The organism is Mesorhizobium sp. M0587, assembly GCF_040320945.1.
In the GTDB taxonomy this organism is placed as follows: domain Bacteria; phylum Pseudomonadota; class Alphaproteobacteria; order Rhizobiales; family Rhizobiaceae; genus Mesorhizobium.
The window spans coordinates 28,858-44,815 of the sequence record NZ_JAMYQP010000020.1; the positions used below are offsets into that span (position 1 = coordinate 28,858).

Annotated in this window: 19 protein-coding genes; 8 read left to right on the top strand and 11 right to left on the bottom strand. The window is 57.4% G+C overall.

Features of this window, described 5'->3' with window-relative positions; genetic code table 11:
- Nucleotides 1–240: 240 nt before the first annotated feature.
- From NKI49_RS18815 to NKI49_RS18825, 3 genes are all read left to right on the top strand, one after another.
- A complete protein-coding gene (locus tag NKI49_RS18815; RefSeq protein WP_352608094.1) occupies nucleotides 241–450 on the top strand; it encodes a hypothetical protein in 210 nt (69 codons plus the stop codon).
- A 64-nt stretch (nucleotides 451–514) separates the two neighbouring features.
- Nucleotides 515–3,814, top strand: a complete 3,300-nt coding sequence (locus tag NKI49_RS18820; protein ID WP_352608092.1) for an Eco57I restriction-modification methylase domain-containing protein — start codon at nucleotides 515–517, stop codon at nucleotides 3,812–3,814.
- Nucleotides 3,811–4,491, top strand: a complete 681-nt coding sequence (locus NKI49_RS18825) for a hypothetical protein (RefSeq protein ID WP_352608090.1) — start codon at nucleotides 3,811–3,813, stop codon at nucleotides 4,489–4,491. Before NKI49_RS18820 ends, NKI49_RS18825 begins: the two co-directional genes overlap by 4 nt.
- A gap of 150 nt (nucleotides 4,492–4,641) precedes the next feature.
- Here the strand turns inward: NKI49_RS18825 and NKI49_RS18830 are convergent, their stop codons facing one another.
- Genes NKI49_RS18830 through NKI49_RS18840 form a run of 3 tightly spaced genes read right to left on the bottom strand, consistent with a single transcriptional unit; the run spans nucleotide 4,642 to nucleotide 6,035 of the window.
- Nucleotides 4,642–4,797 (bottom strand): DUF8626 domain-containing protein, encoded by a 156-nt coding sequence (locus NKI49_RS18830; RefSeq protein ID WP_352608088.1) that lies wholly within the window; start codon nucleotides 4,795–4,797, stop codon nucleotides 4,642–4,644.
- Nucleotides 4,798–5,586, bottom strand: coding sequence for a hypothetical protein (locus NKI49_RS18835; protein WP_352695704.1), 789 nt, complete (start codon nucleotides 5,584–5,586; stop codon nucleotides 4,798–4,800).
- Nucleotides 5,586–6,035, bottom strand: coding sequence for a DUF3846 domain-containing protein (locus tag NKI49_RS18840; protein ID WP_352695706.1), 450 nt, complete (start codon nucleotides 6,033–6,035; stop codon nucleotides 5,586–5,588). The genes NKI49_RS18835 and NKI49_RS18840 overlap by 1 nt, the downstream gene beginning before the upstream one ends.
- Before the next feature lie 921 nt (nucleotides 6,036–6,956).
- Between NKI49_RS18840 and NKI49_RS18845 the strand changes: the two genes are divergently transcribed.
- Both NKI49_RS18845 and NKI49_RS18850 read left to right on the top strand, forming a co-directional pair.
- Entirely contained in the window at nucleotides 6,957–7,235 is a 279-nt protein-coding gene (locus tag NKI49_RS18845; RefSeq protein WP_352607670.1) for a Y4lK-related protein, read from the top strand.
- A gap of 129 nt (nucleotides 7,236–7,364) precedes the next feature.
- A complete protein-coding gene (locus tag NKI49_RS18850; protein ID WP_352607672.1) occupies nucleotides 7,365–7,679 on the top strand; it encodes a hypothetical protein in 315 nt (104 codons plus the stop codon).
- A 404-nt stretch (nucleotides 7,680–8,083) separates the two neighbouring features.
- On the opposite strand, the gene NKI49_RS18855 is transcribed toward NKI49_RS18850, so the two are convergent.
- Together NKI49_RS18855 and NKI49_RS18860 are read right to left on the bottom strand one after the other, a co-directional pair.
- Nucleotides 8,084–9,091, bottom strand: coding sequence for an RcgR family putative quorum lactone hydrolase (locus NKI49_RS18855; protein WP_352607674.1), 1,008 nt, complete (start codon nucleotides 9,089–9,091; stop codon nucleotides 8,084–8,086).
- On the bottom strand, nucleotides 9,081–10,694 hold the full coding sequence (locus tag NKI49_RS18860) for an RcgA family putative transporter (protein WP_352607676.1): 1,614 nt from the start codon (nucleotides 10,692–10,694) through the stop codon (nucleotides 9,081–9,083). Before NKI49_RS18860 ends, NKI49_RS18855 begins: the two co-directional genes overlap by 11 nt.
- Before the next feature lie 112 nt (nucleotides 10,695–10,806).
- On the opposite strand from NKI49_RS18860, the gene NKI49_RS18865 reads away from it, so the two are divergent.
- Nucleotides 10,807–11,118: a hypothetical protein gene (locus NKI49_RS18865; RefSeq protein ID WP_352607678.1), complete on the top strand. Its 312-nt coding sequence runs from the start codon at nucleotides 10,807–10,809 to the stop codon at nucleotides 11,116–11,118.
- Nucleotides 11,119–11,372: 254 nt separating this feature from the next.
- Here the strand turns inward: NKI49_RS18865 and NKI49_RS18870 are convergent, their stop codons facing one another.
- The 6 genes from NKI49_RS18870 to NKI49_RS18895 form a co-directional block, all read right to left on the bottom strand.
- Nucleotides 11,373–11,546 (bottom strand): hypothetical protein, encoded by a 174-nt coding sequence (locus tag NKI49_RS18870; RefSeq protein ID WP_352607680.1) that lies wholly within the window; start codon nucleotides 11,544–11,546, stop codon nucleotides 11,373–11,375.
- 24 nt (nucleotides 11,547–11,570) lie between these two features.
- Nucleotides 11,571–11,987 (bottom strand): hypothetical protein, encoded by a 417-nt coding sequence (locus tag NKI49_RS18875; RefSeq protein WP_352607682.1) that lies wholly within the window; start codon nucleotides 11,985–11,987, stop codon nucleotides 11,571–11,573.
- Nucleotides 11,988–11,998: 11 nt separating this feature from the next.
- Complete coding sequence (locus NKI49_RS18880) at nucleotides 11,999–12,538, bottom strand: hypothetical protein (RefSeq protein ID WP_352607684.1); 540 nt, start codon at nucleotides 12,536–12,538, stop codon at nucleotides 11,999–12,001.
- Nucleotides 12,539–12,646: 108 nt separating this feature from the next.
- The gene (locus NKI49_RS18885; protein ID WP_352607686.1) at nucleotides 12,647–13,348 is read right to left on the bottom strand and encodes a thermonuclease family protein; all 702 of its coding nucleotides are present in this window, start codon (nucleotides 13,346–13,348) and stop codon (nucleotides 12,647–12,649) included.
- Nucleotides 13,345–13,866 carry a thermonuclease family protein gene (locus NKI49_RS18890; protein ID WP_502899629.1) on the bottom strand — a complete coding sequence of 174 codons (522 nt, stop codon included), beginning with the start codon at nucleotides 13,864–13,866 and terminating at the stop codon, nucleotides 13,345–13,347. The genes NKI49_RS18885 and NKI49_RS18890 overlap by 4 nt, the downstream gene beginning before the upstream one ends.
- Nucleotides 13,867–13,886: 20 nt before the next feature.
- Nucleotides 13,887–14,495: a hypothetical protein gene (locus tag NKI49_RS18895; protein WP_292191178.1), complete on the bottom strand. Its 609-nt coding sequence runs from the start codon at nucleotides 14,493–14,495 to the stop codon at nucleotides 13,887–13,889.
- Nucleotides 14,496–14,650: 155 nt separating this feature from the next.
- Here NKI49_RS18895 and NKI49_RS18900 point away from each other — a divergent pair, with 155 nt between their 5' ends.
- Both NKI49_RS18900 and NKI49_RS18905 read left to right on the top strand, forming a co-directional pair.
- Complete coding sequence (locus NKI49_RS18900; RefSeq protein ID WP_352607690.1) at nucleotides 14,651–15,601, top strand: lytic transglycosylase domain-containing protein; 951 nt, start codon at nucleotides 14,651–14,653, stop codon at nucleotides 15,599–15,601.
- A gap of 12 nt (nucleotides 15,602–15,613) precedes the next feature.
- Nucleotides 15,614–15,958, top strand: a complete 345-nt coding sequence (locus NKI49_RS18905) for a TrbC/VirB2 family type IV secretion system protein (RefSeq protein WP_352607692.1) — start codon at nucleotides 15,614–15,616, stop codon at nucleotides 15,956–15,958.

Sequence of the window (15,958 nt, forward strand, 5' to 3'; positions counted from 1 at the left end):
CACCGGGTTGGTATGCCAAACCCCTGTCCTTCCGCAAGAATAGGGATGGCGTGGAGCTTCGGGAACCGCGCTCTTGTCGGCGCCCCTGGATCGCGCGGGAACTCACTCACCCGCACCCATCCACTTGGCAGCACGAGCAACGCGGTTAAGAGTGATTGCGTGTTTTCGTGCTTTCGTTCTATTCTGGCGACGTGAGTCGGATTTCGTCCTAGCGTGCCGATTTGAGGAAAGGGGCACTCGATGGCAAAGGCGCAGGTGAGCTTGGATCAACCCGGCGAGCAGCTCAGGTCGAAACGCAGCGAGGCTCCGTCGTCCGGTAGCACGCCCCTCAATTTCAAGGTGCCCCTCGATTTCCGCCGTGAATTCAAAACCTACGCAGCTCAGCACAATAAGAAATTGAACCAGCTTCTGTACGAAGCGTTTGCCGCTTTGAAGGCCAGAAATGACTGAGCGCAGATTTCAGCGATACGCTCCAGTCGTCCAAAGGGCGCGTGCGGCCTGCGGGTTTTAACAAGTGGCCCCTGCAATCGAAAAAGCCGCCCCAGCAGACCTACTCGCGGCTGCTTACGAGCAGCTTGGTTTCGACCAAGGTGCATTGCTGCCCGCCACTGCCGAACCGCAGCTCTCCGCGTTGCGAGAGTGGGTCGATAAAGGTGATTGGCAAACGCTGGCCGCACAGGTTGGCGCGGAGAAGGTTTTCTTTGTCGACCGCGAACCGGTGGTAGTGTTCGCTAAGACAGCGGATACAACGCCTAAGGCCTTGCGGGCGTTCTATGAACGCATCTGGTGCATGTCCAGACCGCAGCTGCTGTTTCTCGCCTGTCCGGGTGAGCTGCTCGTCCTCGACCTTACCAAAGCACCGCCAAAGCCGGATGAATCGATCAATGACCAATCCCGCCTGATCGCGGTGGCGCGATCCATTGCCGAGGTACAAGCTAAGCTCTCGAAGTATCATCGTGAACGTGTCGAGACGGGTGCGTTGTTCGGCGAGGAGCGTTTTTCAAATTCGTTGAACAGGTCCGACCGCGCGCTCATCCGTGACCTCAAAACCGTGCGGCAGCAGCTGACCGCCGTAACCACGCGCCGAGGCTTCGAAAAGCCCGCCCTGCGCGATCTACATTCGTTGATTGGAAGAGCCATTTTCATCCGCTATCTCGAAGATCGTGAAATTCTCACGCCTGTCTATTTCGAGAACGTGGCCGCTCGCCGCAAGGAGTGGGTCAGGCTGCTTGCGCAAGCGCCTACGGCCCCGGCCATCGAGCCTCGATTGGCCGAAAACCGCTTTCTGAGGGTCTTGCAGAGCAAGGATTTCGCATATGCACTATTCGACCAGATGGCGATTGACTTCAACGGCGACACCTTTCCGATTGATGACGATGAGCGCGAACGCATTCAGCAGGATCACCTGGATCAGCTCAGAGGATTCCTGCTTGGCAATACGACCAGCCAGCAGGAACTCTTTTTCTTCGCTTATCGCTTCGAGGTCATCCCTATCGAATTGATAAGTACGATCTACGAAGAGTTCTACAATGAGCGCGAAGGCAAGGACCGCAACCAAGGCTCGCACTACACGCCACCTGCGCTGGTCGAGTTCGTTCTTGCCCAGACGCTGACGCCAGATGTGCTTGCGCAAAGGCCGCGCGTAATCGATCCGGCGTGCGGATCGGGAATCTTCCTTGTAGAATCGTTCAGACGCATTGTCCGGCATCTGTGCGCCGAGCAAGCCGGACGCCGGGTCAGCCGTCCGCAGTTGCGTAAGATTCTGCGCGAGCAGATTGCCGGCATGGATATCAATGAGGAGGCAGTGCGCATTGCTGCGTTCAGCCTCTATCTGGCGTTCCTGCACTATCAATCGCCGCGTGAGATCAACGTTGAGCGCAGATTGCCCTATCTTAAATGGGTTGCTGAAGCCGAACGCAAGAAGCGCGAGAAGAAGAACCCGGATGCCCAGTTCTTCGACATTCTGCTGGATGCCAATTCCTTCGACGTGATCGCGGGCAAATATCCGTCCGAGGTGACAAAGCGATTTGGCAGTGGGTCGGCATCGGTCGTGGTTGGAAATCCACCGTGGGGCTATCCGAAGAAGGAAGACGAAGAAGGCCGCAAAGCAATGACGGCTACGACGGCTTGGTGCCTGGCAAAAGAAGGCCGTCCGCTGGGCGACAAGGAGCTGTCGCAAGCTTTTATCCATTTGACGCTGGCCCTGTTGCGCTCCGGCGGCAAAGCCGGACTACTCGTGTCTTCCGGCGTCTTCTTCAAGCATCATGACAATAGCCGTCAATTCCGCCGCGTCTGGCTGGAATCTGCAAAGCTCAAGCATGTCGTTAATTTCGCGCATGTCAGACACATATTTTTCTCGGGTGTCCAACGCGAAGCTCAGGGCATTTCTCCCTTCGTATCCGTCGTCTTCGAGAAAACGAAGGTCGATCTGAAACGCGAGGATGTCCGTTTCCCGTACTGGTCCGCGAAACGCACGGCTGTGGTCGCCAACACACAAGCTGTCGTCCTAAGCCAGGGTGATATGCACTGGCTTTCGCAACGCGATTGTCTCGAAAACGAAAGGCTCTGGAAGATTTATTGGTGGGGTGGCCATCGTGACGAACGATTGGTGCACGCGATTGACCGATATCCAACGCTGGCAGATTTGCCCAACTACCTTCCTCGCACCGAAGTTCTGTTCGGTCGTGGGTTCCAGGAAGCAAATCGAAAATTGAACGCTGACTGGCTTCAAAATTACAAAGAGCTCCGACCGCAAGCGCTTGAGCGCTACGGTCCGACTGACACGAACCAGCTCCTACCGGTGCCTCATAAGGTCGAGAGACGCGGGGTGGAAGAGGTCTACAACGGACACCGCTTGCTGGTAGGACGCGGAATCAAAGCCGACGGATTTATCACTTCCCGCTTTGACACCCAAAAATACTGCTTCAGGAACTCAATTCACGGTGTCCGACTGAAGGGACTAGAAGCTTGGCAGGAGGCTGTTATCACGGCGGTCTTCTGGTCATCGCTCGCTCGCTATTACTATTTCACGACGATCGGGTCGTGGGGCTTTTGGCACGATGAAATTCATCTCGAGCATGTTCAAAGCATGCCGATATCGTTTCCTGAGAACACCGAACTGCGCGAGCGGATCGTCAAGATTGTCACGCAGCTTCAAAGCCTCGATATCGGCCCGGACAGTTTCCCGCTCGGTGCGGCCCAAGCTCTCGCTCAATTGCAGGGGCTGGAACGACAGCTCGACGATGCCGTGTTCGATCTCTACAACCTCTCGCCCGGTGATAGGGACCTCATCCGTGAGATGTGCAACATGGGGCTCGACCTGTTCTACCGCAAAGAGAACAGCAAGGCTCTGCGCACGGTCCTTGGACCAAAGCAAAATGCTGGGACCATTGCCACTCTCACGCAAGCGGATGACGGATTGGCATCTTACCTGCGCACGTTCCTGAAGATTTGGAATGCAGAGCTCGATTCCGACTCTGAATTCCATTGGCGTGTTTTGTCGCCGCCGTCCGGAGCGCCGCTCATTGCCGTTTCCTTTACTGCTCACTACAAAAGCGATCCTGTCTCGCCATCAAACGATGACGGAGCGCAGGATTGGCGCGAGGTGCTGGCGACGCTGGACCGCGTGTCGCTAACTCCGATCATTCGGTCTAAAATCTTCGTGGACAGTTTCTTTCGCTACGTGAGCGACACTGAAATCCTTTTCATCAAGCGAAACGAGCGCCGGTTCTGGAGCCGTACGGCAGCGCTTGAAGATGCAGAGTCAGCACTGACGTTCCTGATGAATTCTGAAGCTGCCGCGGATGTCGCATGATGCATGCAGGCGTCCCGCGCATACGATCCAATCAGCTGTGGCGTACCCGCGAGGCCAAGTGCCTGGCCATCATCGCCCGGGCGCTTGTTATTTTCCGGCAGCACGAGTCGTTCCCTGAGTCCGAAATCGAACTCAACCGCGAATTCTATTTTTGTCTGATCGCTGCCAGTCGCGATCTGTATCCGGATGATGAAGTCGCACCTATCACCGAGTGCTGCAATCAACCGGACCCGGATGACGGGGCGCGTGCGCGCCGTGAGCAAAAGCGTCCGGACTTTCAGTGGATTTATCTTGATCGATATGAGTCCGATCCACACCGTAGCAGCAAACAGTTCGTGGTTGAATGCAAGCGTCTTGGTGATCCGCCGAGAGCTGATTGGGTCTTAAATCTAAACTACATCGAACACGGTATTGCGCGCTTCAGGCATCCGGACTGGGCTTATGCGAAGCGTGCGGAAAGTGGGGCGATGATCGGATATGTGCAGACCATGACGCCGCCCGCGATACTCGTCGCCGTCAACACCGAATGTCGCAGCAAGTCGTTCCCGGACCTTACGCCTGCAAGTGCCTGGGTGGCCGGAGGGACGACCCGACTTGAACATGCTTTTGGGCGAAGCTTCGAAGTTTCGCCGATCAGGCTGCATCATTTCTGGATCGATCTTCGGGTGCAGCCTTGATTACTGGGCTTTGCCTGGCGCGCCGGATGCCATCGTGCGGTCCAGCGGAATAGGCTGGTCGTGGTGGGGTCACGAGGAGGCGGTGCGAACATGCCACCGCCGACCTGACAGATGCGGAGAACCGTCTTCGCTTGGATCATGGGGCGCCGCTCACGCGGCGCCCTCGGCGGTGACGGCTTTCATCACCCGTTGGGCCGCCCATCGTCCGGCCTCATTAAGATGGCGCTGCCAAGCGCCTTGCGACGGCGACCAGCGAAAGCCGTTGGCTTTCAGCGCCCGCCTTGTTGCCTCGTCGGGCGCGCGCATTCAGATGATCTTCCCGCCGTTTCCCCGCTCCTGCATCCTCGCCAGTGATTCCAGTCGCGAGTGCAGGCGGCGGATTTCGGCCCGGTTGCCCGACGTGTCGAAACCGCGTTTCCATTGGCAGTCGGCCAGCACGACGCCGCGCACGGCGATCGCGGCCGACATGCCCGTTTGCGCGACCACAGCCTTGATCATGGCGGCATCGTCCGCGCCGTCCTTCTCCATGCGCCGGATGATCGCATTCGCCGCCTTGGCCTTGTCGATGGAGAGCGCCAGCGCCTCGATCTTGGCCTTGATCTTCTCGACGGCAGCGGGATCTCCCGAGCGGATCGGCTCGTCATCCGCCCCATGCGGTAAGGCTTTCCGCTTAACGGCCTTGCGGGCTGCGACCGGATGCGCGCCCAGATCGGCACGGCGGGCGTCTGCGACCTTCATGCGCTTTTCGTTGCGGGCAACGGGAAAGCGTGCGGGGCCGGTGATGAACCAATTCATGCACCGTCCTTCCGCCGCCCAAAACCGCCGAGCCAAATCAGTATGACGCCGCGCGAACGCCTCGACCTCGGCAACGCCATTAAACTCGGGTGCAATATCGCCCTTGTCGGCCAGGTCCTCGACATAGGCCTCAAAGTCATTGAGACGCGCTGCAAGCTCGTCGAGCTCGATGTTTGCGCGACGGTCCGGAAAATGGGTGAGGGCGTCGAACTGGTGTTCGATGGACTTCGCCGCGATGCTTGCGGCGAAGCCTCCAACCGAGACGACGAGCGTCCCGTTTTCGACAATGGCGACTGTCATCACGCCTCTCCTTCCACAATGGTAGGAGCGCGGCGCTCGATGAGAACTTGCAAGCCCATCAACACGCCTGCGATGACCAGCCCTCCCGCCGTCACTTCGTCGCCGGTCGCAAACACAGGGTCCACTACCGGGCGACAGCACTTGAAGCAGGCCGCCGCATCTTCAAGGCTGATCAGGGGGGAGGCGTAGGGTTCGCTTCCATCGCCGTCGACGAGAACGATTTTCCCGGCCAATGGCTGCGGATAGATTTCAAGAATGGTGAAGGCGCTCAGCCCGTCGCGCAGCCCTTCCTCGTCGACGAACAGGGAATGCCGTTCATCGAAGCGCACAACCTCGATCATTCGGCAGCCGATCAGGTCATACAGCGGTTTGTAGCTGTTCCCGGCCGGAAACTCGACCGCGCGAAAGATCGACGTTTCGGGGTCCAATAGGTAACCGGTCTGTTTCATGGTCTAGCCCTTTCTTTTCCCGAAACGGTCTTGCTCTTGCCCGAGGGGGCAGGAGCCCCGCTCCTGCTCCCGAGCTCGTGCGGAACAGCGGGAGAGAGGGAGGCAAGGGAAAAAGTGGAGGGGGTTCGCCCGCCCGCAGGCGAAGCCGGAGGGTCTACGCTGATCCGCGCATGCGGATCCGCGTGGATCCTGCACGGAGCGCGGCATTGGCCGCGCGGAGGAAGGACGGGGAGACCGCTTTTTCGCTTGCGAGGGAGAGAGGGCGGAGCCCTCTTTCCCTCTCTCAGCTAATCAATGTCGGCCGCAATCGCGGCCGTCATTCTGAACTGAAGGGAGCCGTCGCCGGCTTACGCCAGGACGGCTCCCCGCGGTGTATGACAAGAAGGGGCTCGACTTGCCATCACCAACTCAATCGTGCGGGGCGCACTATGCTGAATTTGCTCCGAGCTGTAAACGCTGATACCGCCAATTTGGTTCACTGATGATGACGATCCGGATGGGAAGCAGCCTGCACGAGCGATCGTTACCCGAATGGGCGGAGACCGGTTGAAAACCGGGCTCCGTGCCGCTAGGCATAGAGCGCGGCCACGAAGCGGCGTGCTCGACACTACCGCACCAGATACCAATTTCAGAAAGGCAACTGCTTACCCATTTCGGCTACATGAGGTTGAACAGATTATATTGGACAAGGGGCCAATTGGCACGGGATATGGCAGGGCCATCATTCGACGACTGGATAGATCAGCTTGGCTTGCGCGAGGTCCGGGATCCTCACTTCGACAAGCCGGCCTATCGCAAAGCTCCGTTCGGCAATCTCACGCTCAGCGTAGACATCGAAAAGGAGATCAGCGCCAACCTTCGACGCGTCTGGCAACATCGGAAAGGGAGAGTGCAGTTATGAGGGCAAGAAACAGAAGGCTCATGAAGACAAGCGAAATACCAGCGTTCGTTGATGAGGTGATCAAGGCGGGCTGCGATATCTGCGCTGTCGGCCAGGATAAATACGTCTTCGGGGACGCCGACCTATCGCCGAGTGAATTGAAATTTGCATTGCCGGAGCTGGAGCGGATCGAACAGACCTTCGGCGATCGAGATTTCTTGATACGAGAGATCGCCGCCTATTTGCGCTCGATTGGCCGCTATCTCGAGGTCGGTTCGTCAGCGAAGCACTGGTCGGCGAATACGAAAACTCGCCAATGATCGCGCGGGGAAATGGACCGGATGTGGACTTCCAAATCTTTGGGAAAGCTAACTCGGCTTGGCTCTGTTGGCAGAATTAAACCCACTACCCATATTTGAACTAGGTAGAACAAAACTGGAACAACTGAAATGAAACGTACCCTTATTCTAACCCTCGCCCTTATGACACTTGCCACAGTGGCGCACGCCGAAGGCGTTCCAGTTTCATCGTACACGCCATACGAACGTCTTATGTACGATGTCGCAGGCATAGCGTCATGCGGTGATAGCAGAACCATCCCACCATACATCATGAGCTTGGCGACGCTTCATCCGAGCATGATGGCCGCTACACAAGCTCGTGATGACTTTGCCGCCGCCGTCGATGACGACAAATGGTGCGACAACATAGCCGCCGATGCCGCGCCATTCTTCGATAAGATCATGAATGCGGCGGGACAATAACCCCCACCCTTCGACCCCGGCGCCCTCGCTCAATGCGGGGGCGTTGTCGTTTGTGCAACAGGTCACCCCCGATTTGTACCCTGTACCACTCACAGGGTACCCACACCGCACGTCGTCGCGTTCACTGACACAATGTGAAGGGTGTCACCAATCGCGCACTGTGCCCCATGCTAAAACATACGTGCATCTGCCGCTCGACGTGCCCAGCAGCCACTAACCTTGCAGCGTGTCGTTTATCGCATGCTTTAAGCCTGCATATCCGTGAACAGTAGCACCTTCGGCGTCTGCGTTCGAACACGACACAACACGTCCTGCATGTGCAACGATACGTGCCACATGGGCGTGGAGGCATCATTTAAACTCATGCTCGCCGGGCCGACTTGTCAGCAGACGACAGAAACCGCTCAACGGCCGCGCCTTAGTAACCGCTTCAAGCTCAAACCGGCCAACAAAATGTAAGGCGGCATGGCGAGCGAATAGTGACCACAGTTTAATTCCAAAATATTTGGCCTAGCCCCGGCGTCCTTCAGCCTCTGCATCAACCTCTCCGATAGCTCTGGCAACACCACTTTGTCTCTCTTAGCCAACACAACCTGAAGATCGAGATCAGGCCGTGCCAAACTATGCGCGTAATTCTCCAAGTTAAGTGGACCCCAGGCCCTTCTGAGATCGGTCAGCTCAATCTCAGGCTCAAGGCTATCGCGTATCGATCGTGTCGCGCGGCCCGTCCAAACCATATCCGCTAGACTCCCCGCCGTCAAAAACAACGAGGCTTTTGACACAGCCAAGTCGTGTGCCGCGACTATGGCCGCTACCCAGGAACCTAAGCTCATTCCGAGAACCGAAATCTCTTGATAGCCTTCGCTTTTCAACCAACGTATGAGTTTTCGCCCATCCAACACTGCCTGCCTTATAGATTGTATCGTTCGACCGAGATTAGGGCTAAGCATATAGTCGGCGTGCACAGAGCCGGGACGGCTGCGTTCGAAGTGATAAGGCATAGCAATCTCGACAACCGTGATGCCACGCTGCGAGAAAAAGTTAGCAATCTGACGATTCCGGGCGCTTGCATTCCAATGGTGAAAAATCACCATCGCCTGATCGAACGACCCGCTTTCTGTGATTTTCGCCGAAACGACATTGTTCTGTTCGATATCAGTAGAAATGTCCGATGGAAATTTGAGCCACCCGTCTAGCCTTTCAAAGCCCTGATCACTCACACTCGGCTCATCGAAAAAGGCTGGATCAGCCACGGCTTGGTCCGCAAGGGCACAGAATTCCTCGATACTTGTTATCTTCTTCGCACCTGGAAAGGCGCGTTCCGCGTCAAGGACGAAATCCGTTGGTTTCTTCCCTTCCTCACCGCGTCGCGCCCGCCGCTCATCCCAATGGTCAAGCCAACTATGATACACTCTGATTGTTTCCTAACTTACTCGCTCGCCGTCGCCCCAACCCTGGATCAAACAGGCCGTACATTGCGAGCAGCACTCCAACGCCCAGAAGGATCGAAAAGCCAGCAAATGCATCGATCAGCAAGTAGCCGGCCACGAGTAACGCTACGATCGCTGACATCCTCCACAAAGGCATACAAAACCGGCGTTCGACACCTAAACGGATGGAGCCGTACAGAAATACAACACAGGTCGAAATAGCGATAAGAAGGCTACTGTAATGGGTCGGCCTACGATAGCTGATCCCGGCGCTCACATCATTGCGCCCATAGAATGGGGAAGACATATCGCTGACCAACCAAGCCACAATATTCTCTCCACGCGATGTCAGGTAAGCGCTCTGGACCTTCATGACTATGGCGATCAGAACCCCCAAAACAGTACACCGAAAAATTCCACGCATCACTCTGAGGCTGGCTTCGTAGTGCTCGTTGTGATAATCCACTTCCGGCCGATTACTCGCTGCTTCTCCAATTCTCCAAAGATCATGGATCACCGTATAGAGCAAAATGAGACCTACGAAGAACAGATAAAAGCACAGGCACATGTATAGGTAAGCGAGCCCGGTGAATACGACCGCTTCCGGCACCGATATGACCTCAGGGCGCACAATCGCTAACGAGCCCCAATCCGTCGCATAGTTGCCACCACCTTTCATCAACGGGATCAATGACACGCCGATCCACTGAAAAAGACCGGCGAACAGCACACAAATCAAAAAAACCGCCCAATATGAATACGAAGAAGCTTCTACGCTGCGCGCCCAGGCATCGTCGCTTTCCATCTTGTCGCCCTGCGCTACAAGCTTTGGGCGGCCTTCATCTTTCCAAAAGGTCACTAGCTCGATCACGAAGGCAAAAAACAGTGGCAAAAATACCATGAAGACCAATGTCCAATTCGCTGTCCAAAGAAACCCAACCTGCTTGACGACGCCATCCGCCCGGCCATATGTCACGCTGTGAATCCCCGTAATATACGACAAAAACCCAAGAGCGGTGACACCCGCAAACACCGACGCCGGTAAATTCAGGGGAGATCCGTGACTAAAAAACGCTTCCGATTTCCTCGCCAAACTAAAACGCCGCCTCGGCCCCTTGGCGTCAGTATCCCGTTTTAGCTCTGCCGGAGACGCTGTGTCGTCATCGAAGGTCGCAGCCAGTGCTGTATCTGGAATCTCCTGTGCAACGCTGCTTCCGGCTCTCTTCCATTCTCGTCTCTTGGCCGATAACCGCGATTGCGCCGCACTAAGCTCCATCTGCCATTCGCTGGTTGCCACCGGATCATCGCACCCCAATACCCTCGCCAGCCAACGAATGTTGGCAGTGCTAATTCCCTTCCCGTTCTCTTGAAACCAAAGCTGCACCGTTCGTAGATCGACCCCAATCCGGTTGGAATCGATCTGTGAAATCGCCTCTGCGAGAAGCTCGGGCGTCCATGGGCCTGCAGGAAACCCGTCCTTGCCCAATGGCCGACCAGCACCCGCCGCGGCCAACCGCTTGAATAATTCTTTGAAATCACTTTCGTCTCCCGGCGGAGGGAGAAATATTTTTTCATTCTTAATCAATGGCTTACAGGCGCTGCTTTCGTTTCGTTTCGCTAGCCTTCGTATCCTATCGTGCTCTCGTCCTTGATCAACGTTTTTATCGACTCGATTTGGCCGCACGGGAGAGGATCGAATGAAGGGACAGGCGGGTTTGTGGGATGTCGATGAACGCTATGCGCGGCTGGCCGACATAACCGAACGACATGTCGCAGCTCAATTAGCGGCCAAAGCGTTCCGAGAGGCTGAGAAGGGGCCCGGGGCTAGCGACGTGATCGCCTTGGACGAGGCCGCGGCGCGGCGCGACGTGATTGGGTATCAGCCCACCGATCACCGGGAATCCATCGGGAAGCTGGTATACATCGCGGCATATTTGATCGCGAGGCGGGAGAGTCTCGAGGAAAGGGAAATGGCGACGGTTATGGAGATGGCGGCGCCGTTTGGGTGAGGTGATCAGCCATCATGGGCATGCAAAAGCCCGCTGAAAAGCGGGCTTTTGCATGCCACAGATGCTTAAAGCTCTGGTAGGGCGAAGCAGTCTTTAGAGGGACGTATCTTCGACGACAGCAACGGGTCGACTCCGGTCATTCGGGACAGTTCTAGCCAAAAAATTCATGTGCTGATTGATGGCACAACATCAAGGGAAAAGGCCCACCGCCCAGGCGGGCTCTTTTGTAGCGCAGACGTTTCCTTGATGGCCTGTCACAGCAAGTCAGGCCTTCCATGCACCAGGCGGATGAGTCCGGCCTGTACCGCGCCGGTGACGATTCCAAAAAGCAACGCAGCCAGCAAGTTCCAGCCGAAGCAGAGTGAGATGACGAAGCAAACCAGCGCTGTTGCAAGGACCGTCACGTAGTCGAGAAATTGATCTTCCATAACGAACACCTTTCCCGTATCGGCCTAGAAGATTGTGGCAACCCATCCGCCGTCGGCTGCCTTTGCGAAGCCCACAACACGGTTGAGAGGCTGTGCCTTGGGCGACATCTTGACCGTGGTCATGCACGAAACGCCGGGGCCGTTGTTGTTTTTGTCGCACTGGCCAAGGGCAAGCGAGATCTTCGGCAGGTCGTTGCGATCCCAGACCAACGGTGAGTTGGATCGCGCGTTCTGATAGGCAGCCAGGGCCTCACCCTCTGACGGTTTCTCCACGACTGGCAGAGGACACAGTGAGGGATCAGCGGCTATCGCCGCCGTGAGCTCGGCCTTGGCAATGGTCCTTGCCTCGACAGTCTGGTGTGGAATTGCCAGCCAGGTTCCGCCGGCGCCGGCCGCAAGGCCGACGCCGGCTGTTATGGCGAGTAGGACGGCATTGTTCATCGCTCTGACCACTAGAGATTCAGATTGAACCAGTGGCGTTGCTTGACGCCCTGATCATTCGGAATGTCGAAGTACCAGGGGTCAGCGCGCCTCGGCCGCTGCGAGGAAATCTGCTTGATGCAAGAGTTTTCTCCGTCACGGGCACGGCGGTTCAAGATCACGCCGGCTTGATGGGCGGGACCGTTTAGACCGGGGTGCGTTTGACAGGTGTTGAGGGTCTTGACGCAACGATCCGGTGCGCTGCGATTTCCGTCCCGGCCATATTGGCTATAGCCGATCTTGGTCCCTTCGGGGCAATCGGCATATTCCTCACGACCCGGTGCACCGGTCTTTGCTTCGTTGCAGATGGGCCACGAGAAGCCAGGCTTCGACATGGCAGCTATAAGTTTGATCATCGGCGGGACGCAGTATTCCACGCCATGCCAGGAAGGGTTTTGCGAGGCTGCGCAAAGCAGGACTTGGCAGCCCCAGGATGCGTCTTGTGCCTTGGCCGCTGTGGCTGGAAGGAGCGCGGCGCCGGCGACGCCGGCGGCGTAAATCAGGTGTCTCATGTCAGGCGGTCCTCTGATTATTGCGGGCGTCGCCCAGGCGACAGACGGTGTGTCGTTGGGTGGAGCGGTTCGCTTCGAAGCGTCTGCCATGTAGACGAAGTCCGGCAGCTATCGGTCTGTCCTCAACGGTCGCTTGCGGGCATCGGCAAAAGGCGGGGATATTTCACTCTCGCGTTCGGCCAGCAGATTGAAATCAGCGATCGGCCGGCGATCTGGCGTCTTGTCGACCGCCTTGCGGCGCCATTCATTCATGTCGAGCACGTAGGTTGCCCACATGCCGTAGCGCGCGGCCATGGCGTAACGCTGATAGGCGGCATATTGGCCATTGACGAGATAGGGCGAGGCAACTCGCGCCCAACCGACACGAAGCATTTCCAGGGCAAGGTCTCGAGCGCCGGTGGTGCAGCGCGCGATCGCCGTACCGTCTACTCTGTAGGAGACGACGTTGCAGGTCACCGACTTGTTGCCGACCGTCCGTTTAAGCCATGCCTTGGCAAACGGTCCGCACGGAACGGGTGGAGGGGCCTTCAGGCGCTCGCGGTCTTCCCACTTGGGATCGAGTGCCCATTGCGGCAGCTCGCACGCGTCGATGTCGGCCAGTTGGACTCTCGTTGCGTACTGAGGGTACCAGAGCGTTCGCCCGTCCATGACAGCGACCCGTCCCCCTAGAACAGGAAGCCCCCGGGCGGATGCTTCTGCGGCTGGCCGGTAGACCTTGCGAACAGGCTCATTCCTGATGACATCAGCCGCTTCGACGACCTGAGCGGTTAGAGCAAGCATTGCTGCCGACAGGAGGAGTTGGGCTTTCATTGCTTCCCCTCCCTCGTGGCGCGCTCGTTGGCTGTCTTGGCCAACAGAACTGCCGGGTGCACAACATCGGGGAACTGCCAGAGACCCGCCTTGCGTTGGCGGGCGTCCAGCTCGGCCACGGAGTACGGCGGATGAAGGGGCATGCCCTGATCATCGAGCGAAGCGAAGGCGTAGCCGCTAGAAATCATCATGGTGGCGAGGTCGAGGCGATCCTTGCCAACGGTGGCATAGCAGATGACGTAGGTTACGGCCGCGGTCTTGGCGACCGGCGCGCAAACCGGCTTGGTGTCCTTGATATAGGCAGCAAACATTGCCAGGGATGCATCGCCACAATCGCGCTTTTGCCCCTTCAAGTCGGTGTAGTTGGTGCCGCGAAGGCAGGATTGAACGCCAAAGAGGCGATAGCGTTGCCCCTCTGCAACCCAGGTGTCGCCGGTTTCCAGTGTTATGCCTGGCTCCAGGTCGAAATAGCCATCCGGCGCACCAAGTGCCATTGCAACACCGGCCACGGTGAGCATAAGGACGAGTGAACACCTCTTCATTGGGCCTTCACTCGCGGATCGGCCCACATGCCGTAGGACCCTTCTTTGCCGACATCTTCGGCCTGCGCGAGGTCCGGCCGGTCATAGGAGCCATCGGGCTTTTTTGTCAGGCGCAACGCGCCAAGGGACAAAAGCTGCTCCTCGAACATATCAACGGAATCGAGGCTGCCGGGATAATTGTAGTAGCCATAGCAGGTGGCATTCTGCGTCGGTGACGACTGCTCGCTGACGAAGGCCCGGCAGAAGATGACCTTCGGGCTTTTCAGCATGATTTGCAGCTGCTGTTGCGCGAAGTCGGCGCAAGTGCCGGCAAAGCCTTCCTTCCGGTTGACCACTTCACCTTGGCACGGCTGGAGGCCGTAAAGGTGAAGATTGGTCTTGCCATCGACCCGGAAATCCGTGGGCGATACCGCCACATATCCGGATGCTGACGCGTAGCCCTTGCGGTCCACGGCTTTGCCGCTGCCGTCGTAGTATTCGACGACCAGCACCGTCTTGCCCGGTGCCGCCAGCGACTTGATGTAGTCCTTGTTGACGTTGTCCACCGACCAGGCCGGCGTTGCGATAACGCAACCTGCGAATGCAGCAAGGATGGTCCGTTTCATTTCCAGCCCTTTACCATATTGGTTCATGCCGACTCCCACTTTTGGGGTTTAAGTGTGGCGCAAAAACTTGTATCGCTACACCAAATCGGTTCATACAACGGCGAACTTAATCGGTTTTCACCACAATCTCAACACCGCAAATGGGGCGGGTCGCGATGACAAAAAGGGCTGGAACGAGCAGCATTGCAGGCAGCGGGGCTCTGATTTGCTCGACCCTGCTGAATGTGCTCGCCACTGGCGCCGCAACGGCCCAGGAAGCGCAGAACTCCGCCAAATTTGTGAATATTTTCGCGCAAACTGAAAGCGTCAATGATGCTGCGATCAGTAGAATTTTCGATTCTAGATGGAGCCTGAGCGGCGGTCATTACGTCGTCAGCGAGGACGGCGTTGTCACGCCAGAGAAGACAGCCAAAAAGGGGCGCCAGGCAGACACCCATATTGGTACACTGAAGGGGGCTTACACGACGGAAGACGACACTCCGGAAAATACCATTGTGGGTAAGATACCGACAGAACAGATTACCCAAAATGGCTTAGAAAACCCGGCTCAAGACAGCACGGCAGGCGTGCAGGCTTGCGGTCCGTCACCGCTAAGCCCTTCGGAAATCAAGAAATTAGTCGTCGATGCGGCGCGGCGTCACAAGGTCGACGAGGTTTTCGCCACGGCGATTGCCTGGGCGGAAAGCGGCTTCGACCAAACTCGCAATTCGGACAAGGGCGCACGCGGCCCCATGCAGCTCATGCCTGCCATCGCCGAACGGTTCAAGGTCGAGGACATTTGCGATCCGCAGCAGAACATAGAAGGCGGCATGAAGTACCTGCGGGTCCTGCTCGACGAGTTCCAAAATCCTCTGCTTGTCGCCGCTGCCTACAACAGCGGCGAGCAACGCATCTACGCGTACGGCGGCATCCCGCCGTTTCGGGAGACCGTCGGCTATGTCGCCAAGGTGGTCAATTACCAGCTCGGATTGCCCATGCCGGCGGCGAAGGCAAAGCCCAAGGTCTCCGGGACCACAACAATCGCAGACGGTGGCGAGCACGGCGACGTCGGTGTCATCGCCGTGAAGAAGACCGGCAAGTTTGTCGGTGGAGTGATGCACTTTTGAAGGAGAGAACACATGAAGTGCAATGCAATTGTGGGACCGAGGGTCGGCGCATGGAAGCTGGCAGCCGTTCTTGGATTGGCTGCGGCCGTGCACATGGCCGGCGTCGATCTAGCCTTGGCACAAAGTGGTGGTGGCGGCGCCTTCGCGCCACTGCAGACGGCCGTTCAAATGATCGTGGATTTCATCACCGGCCCGTTCGGCCGGCTGCTAGCGATCATTGCGGTGATCGGCCTCGGTTTCCTTGCCTTCGCCGGTCGGCTGTCGTGGTTCACGGCAGGCGCCGTCATCGTCGGCATTGGCCTGGTCTTCGGCGCGCCGACCATTGTCGATGAAATGATTGCCGCTGTCGGCAAATAG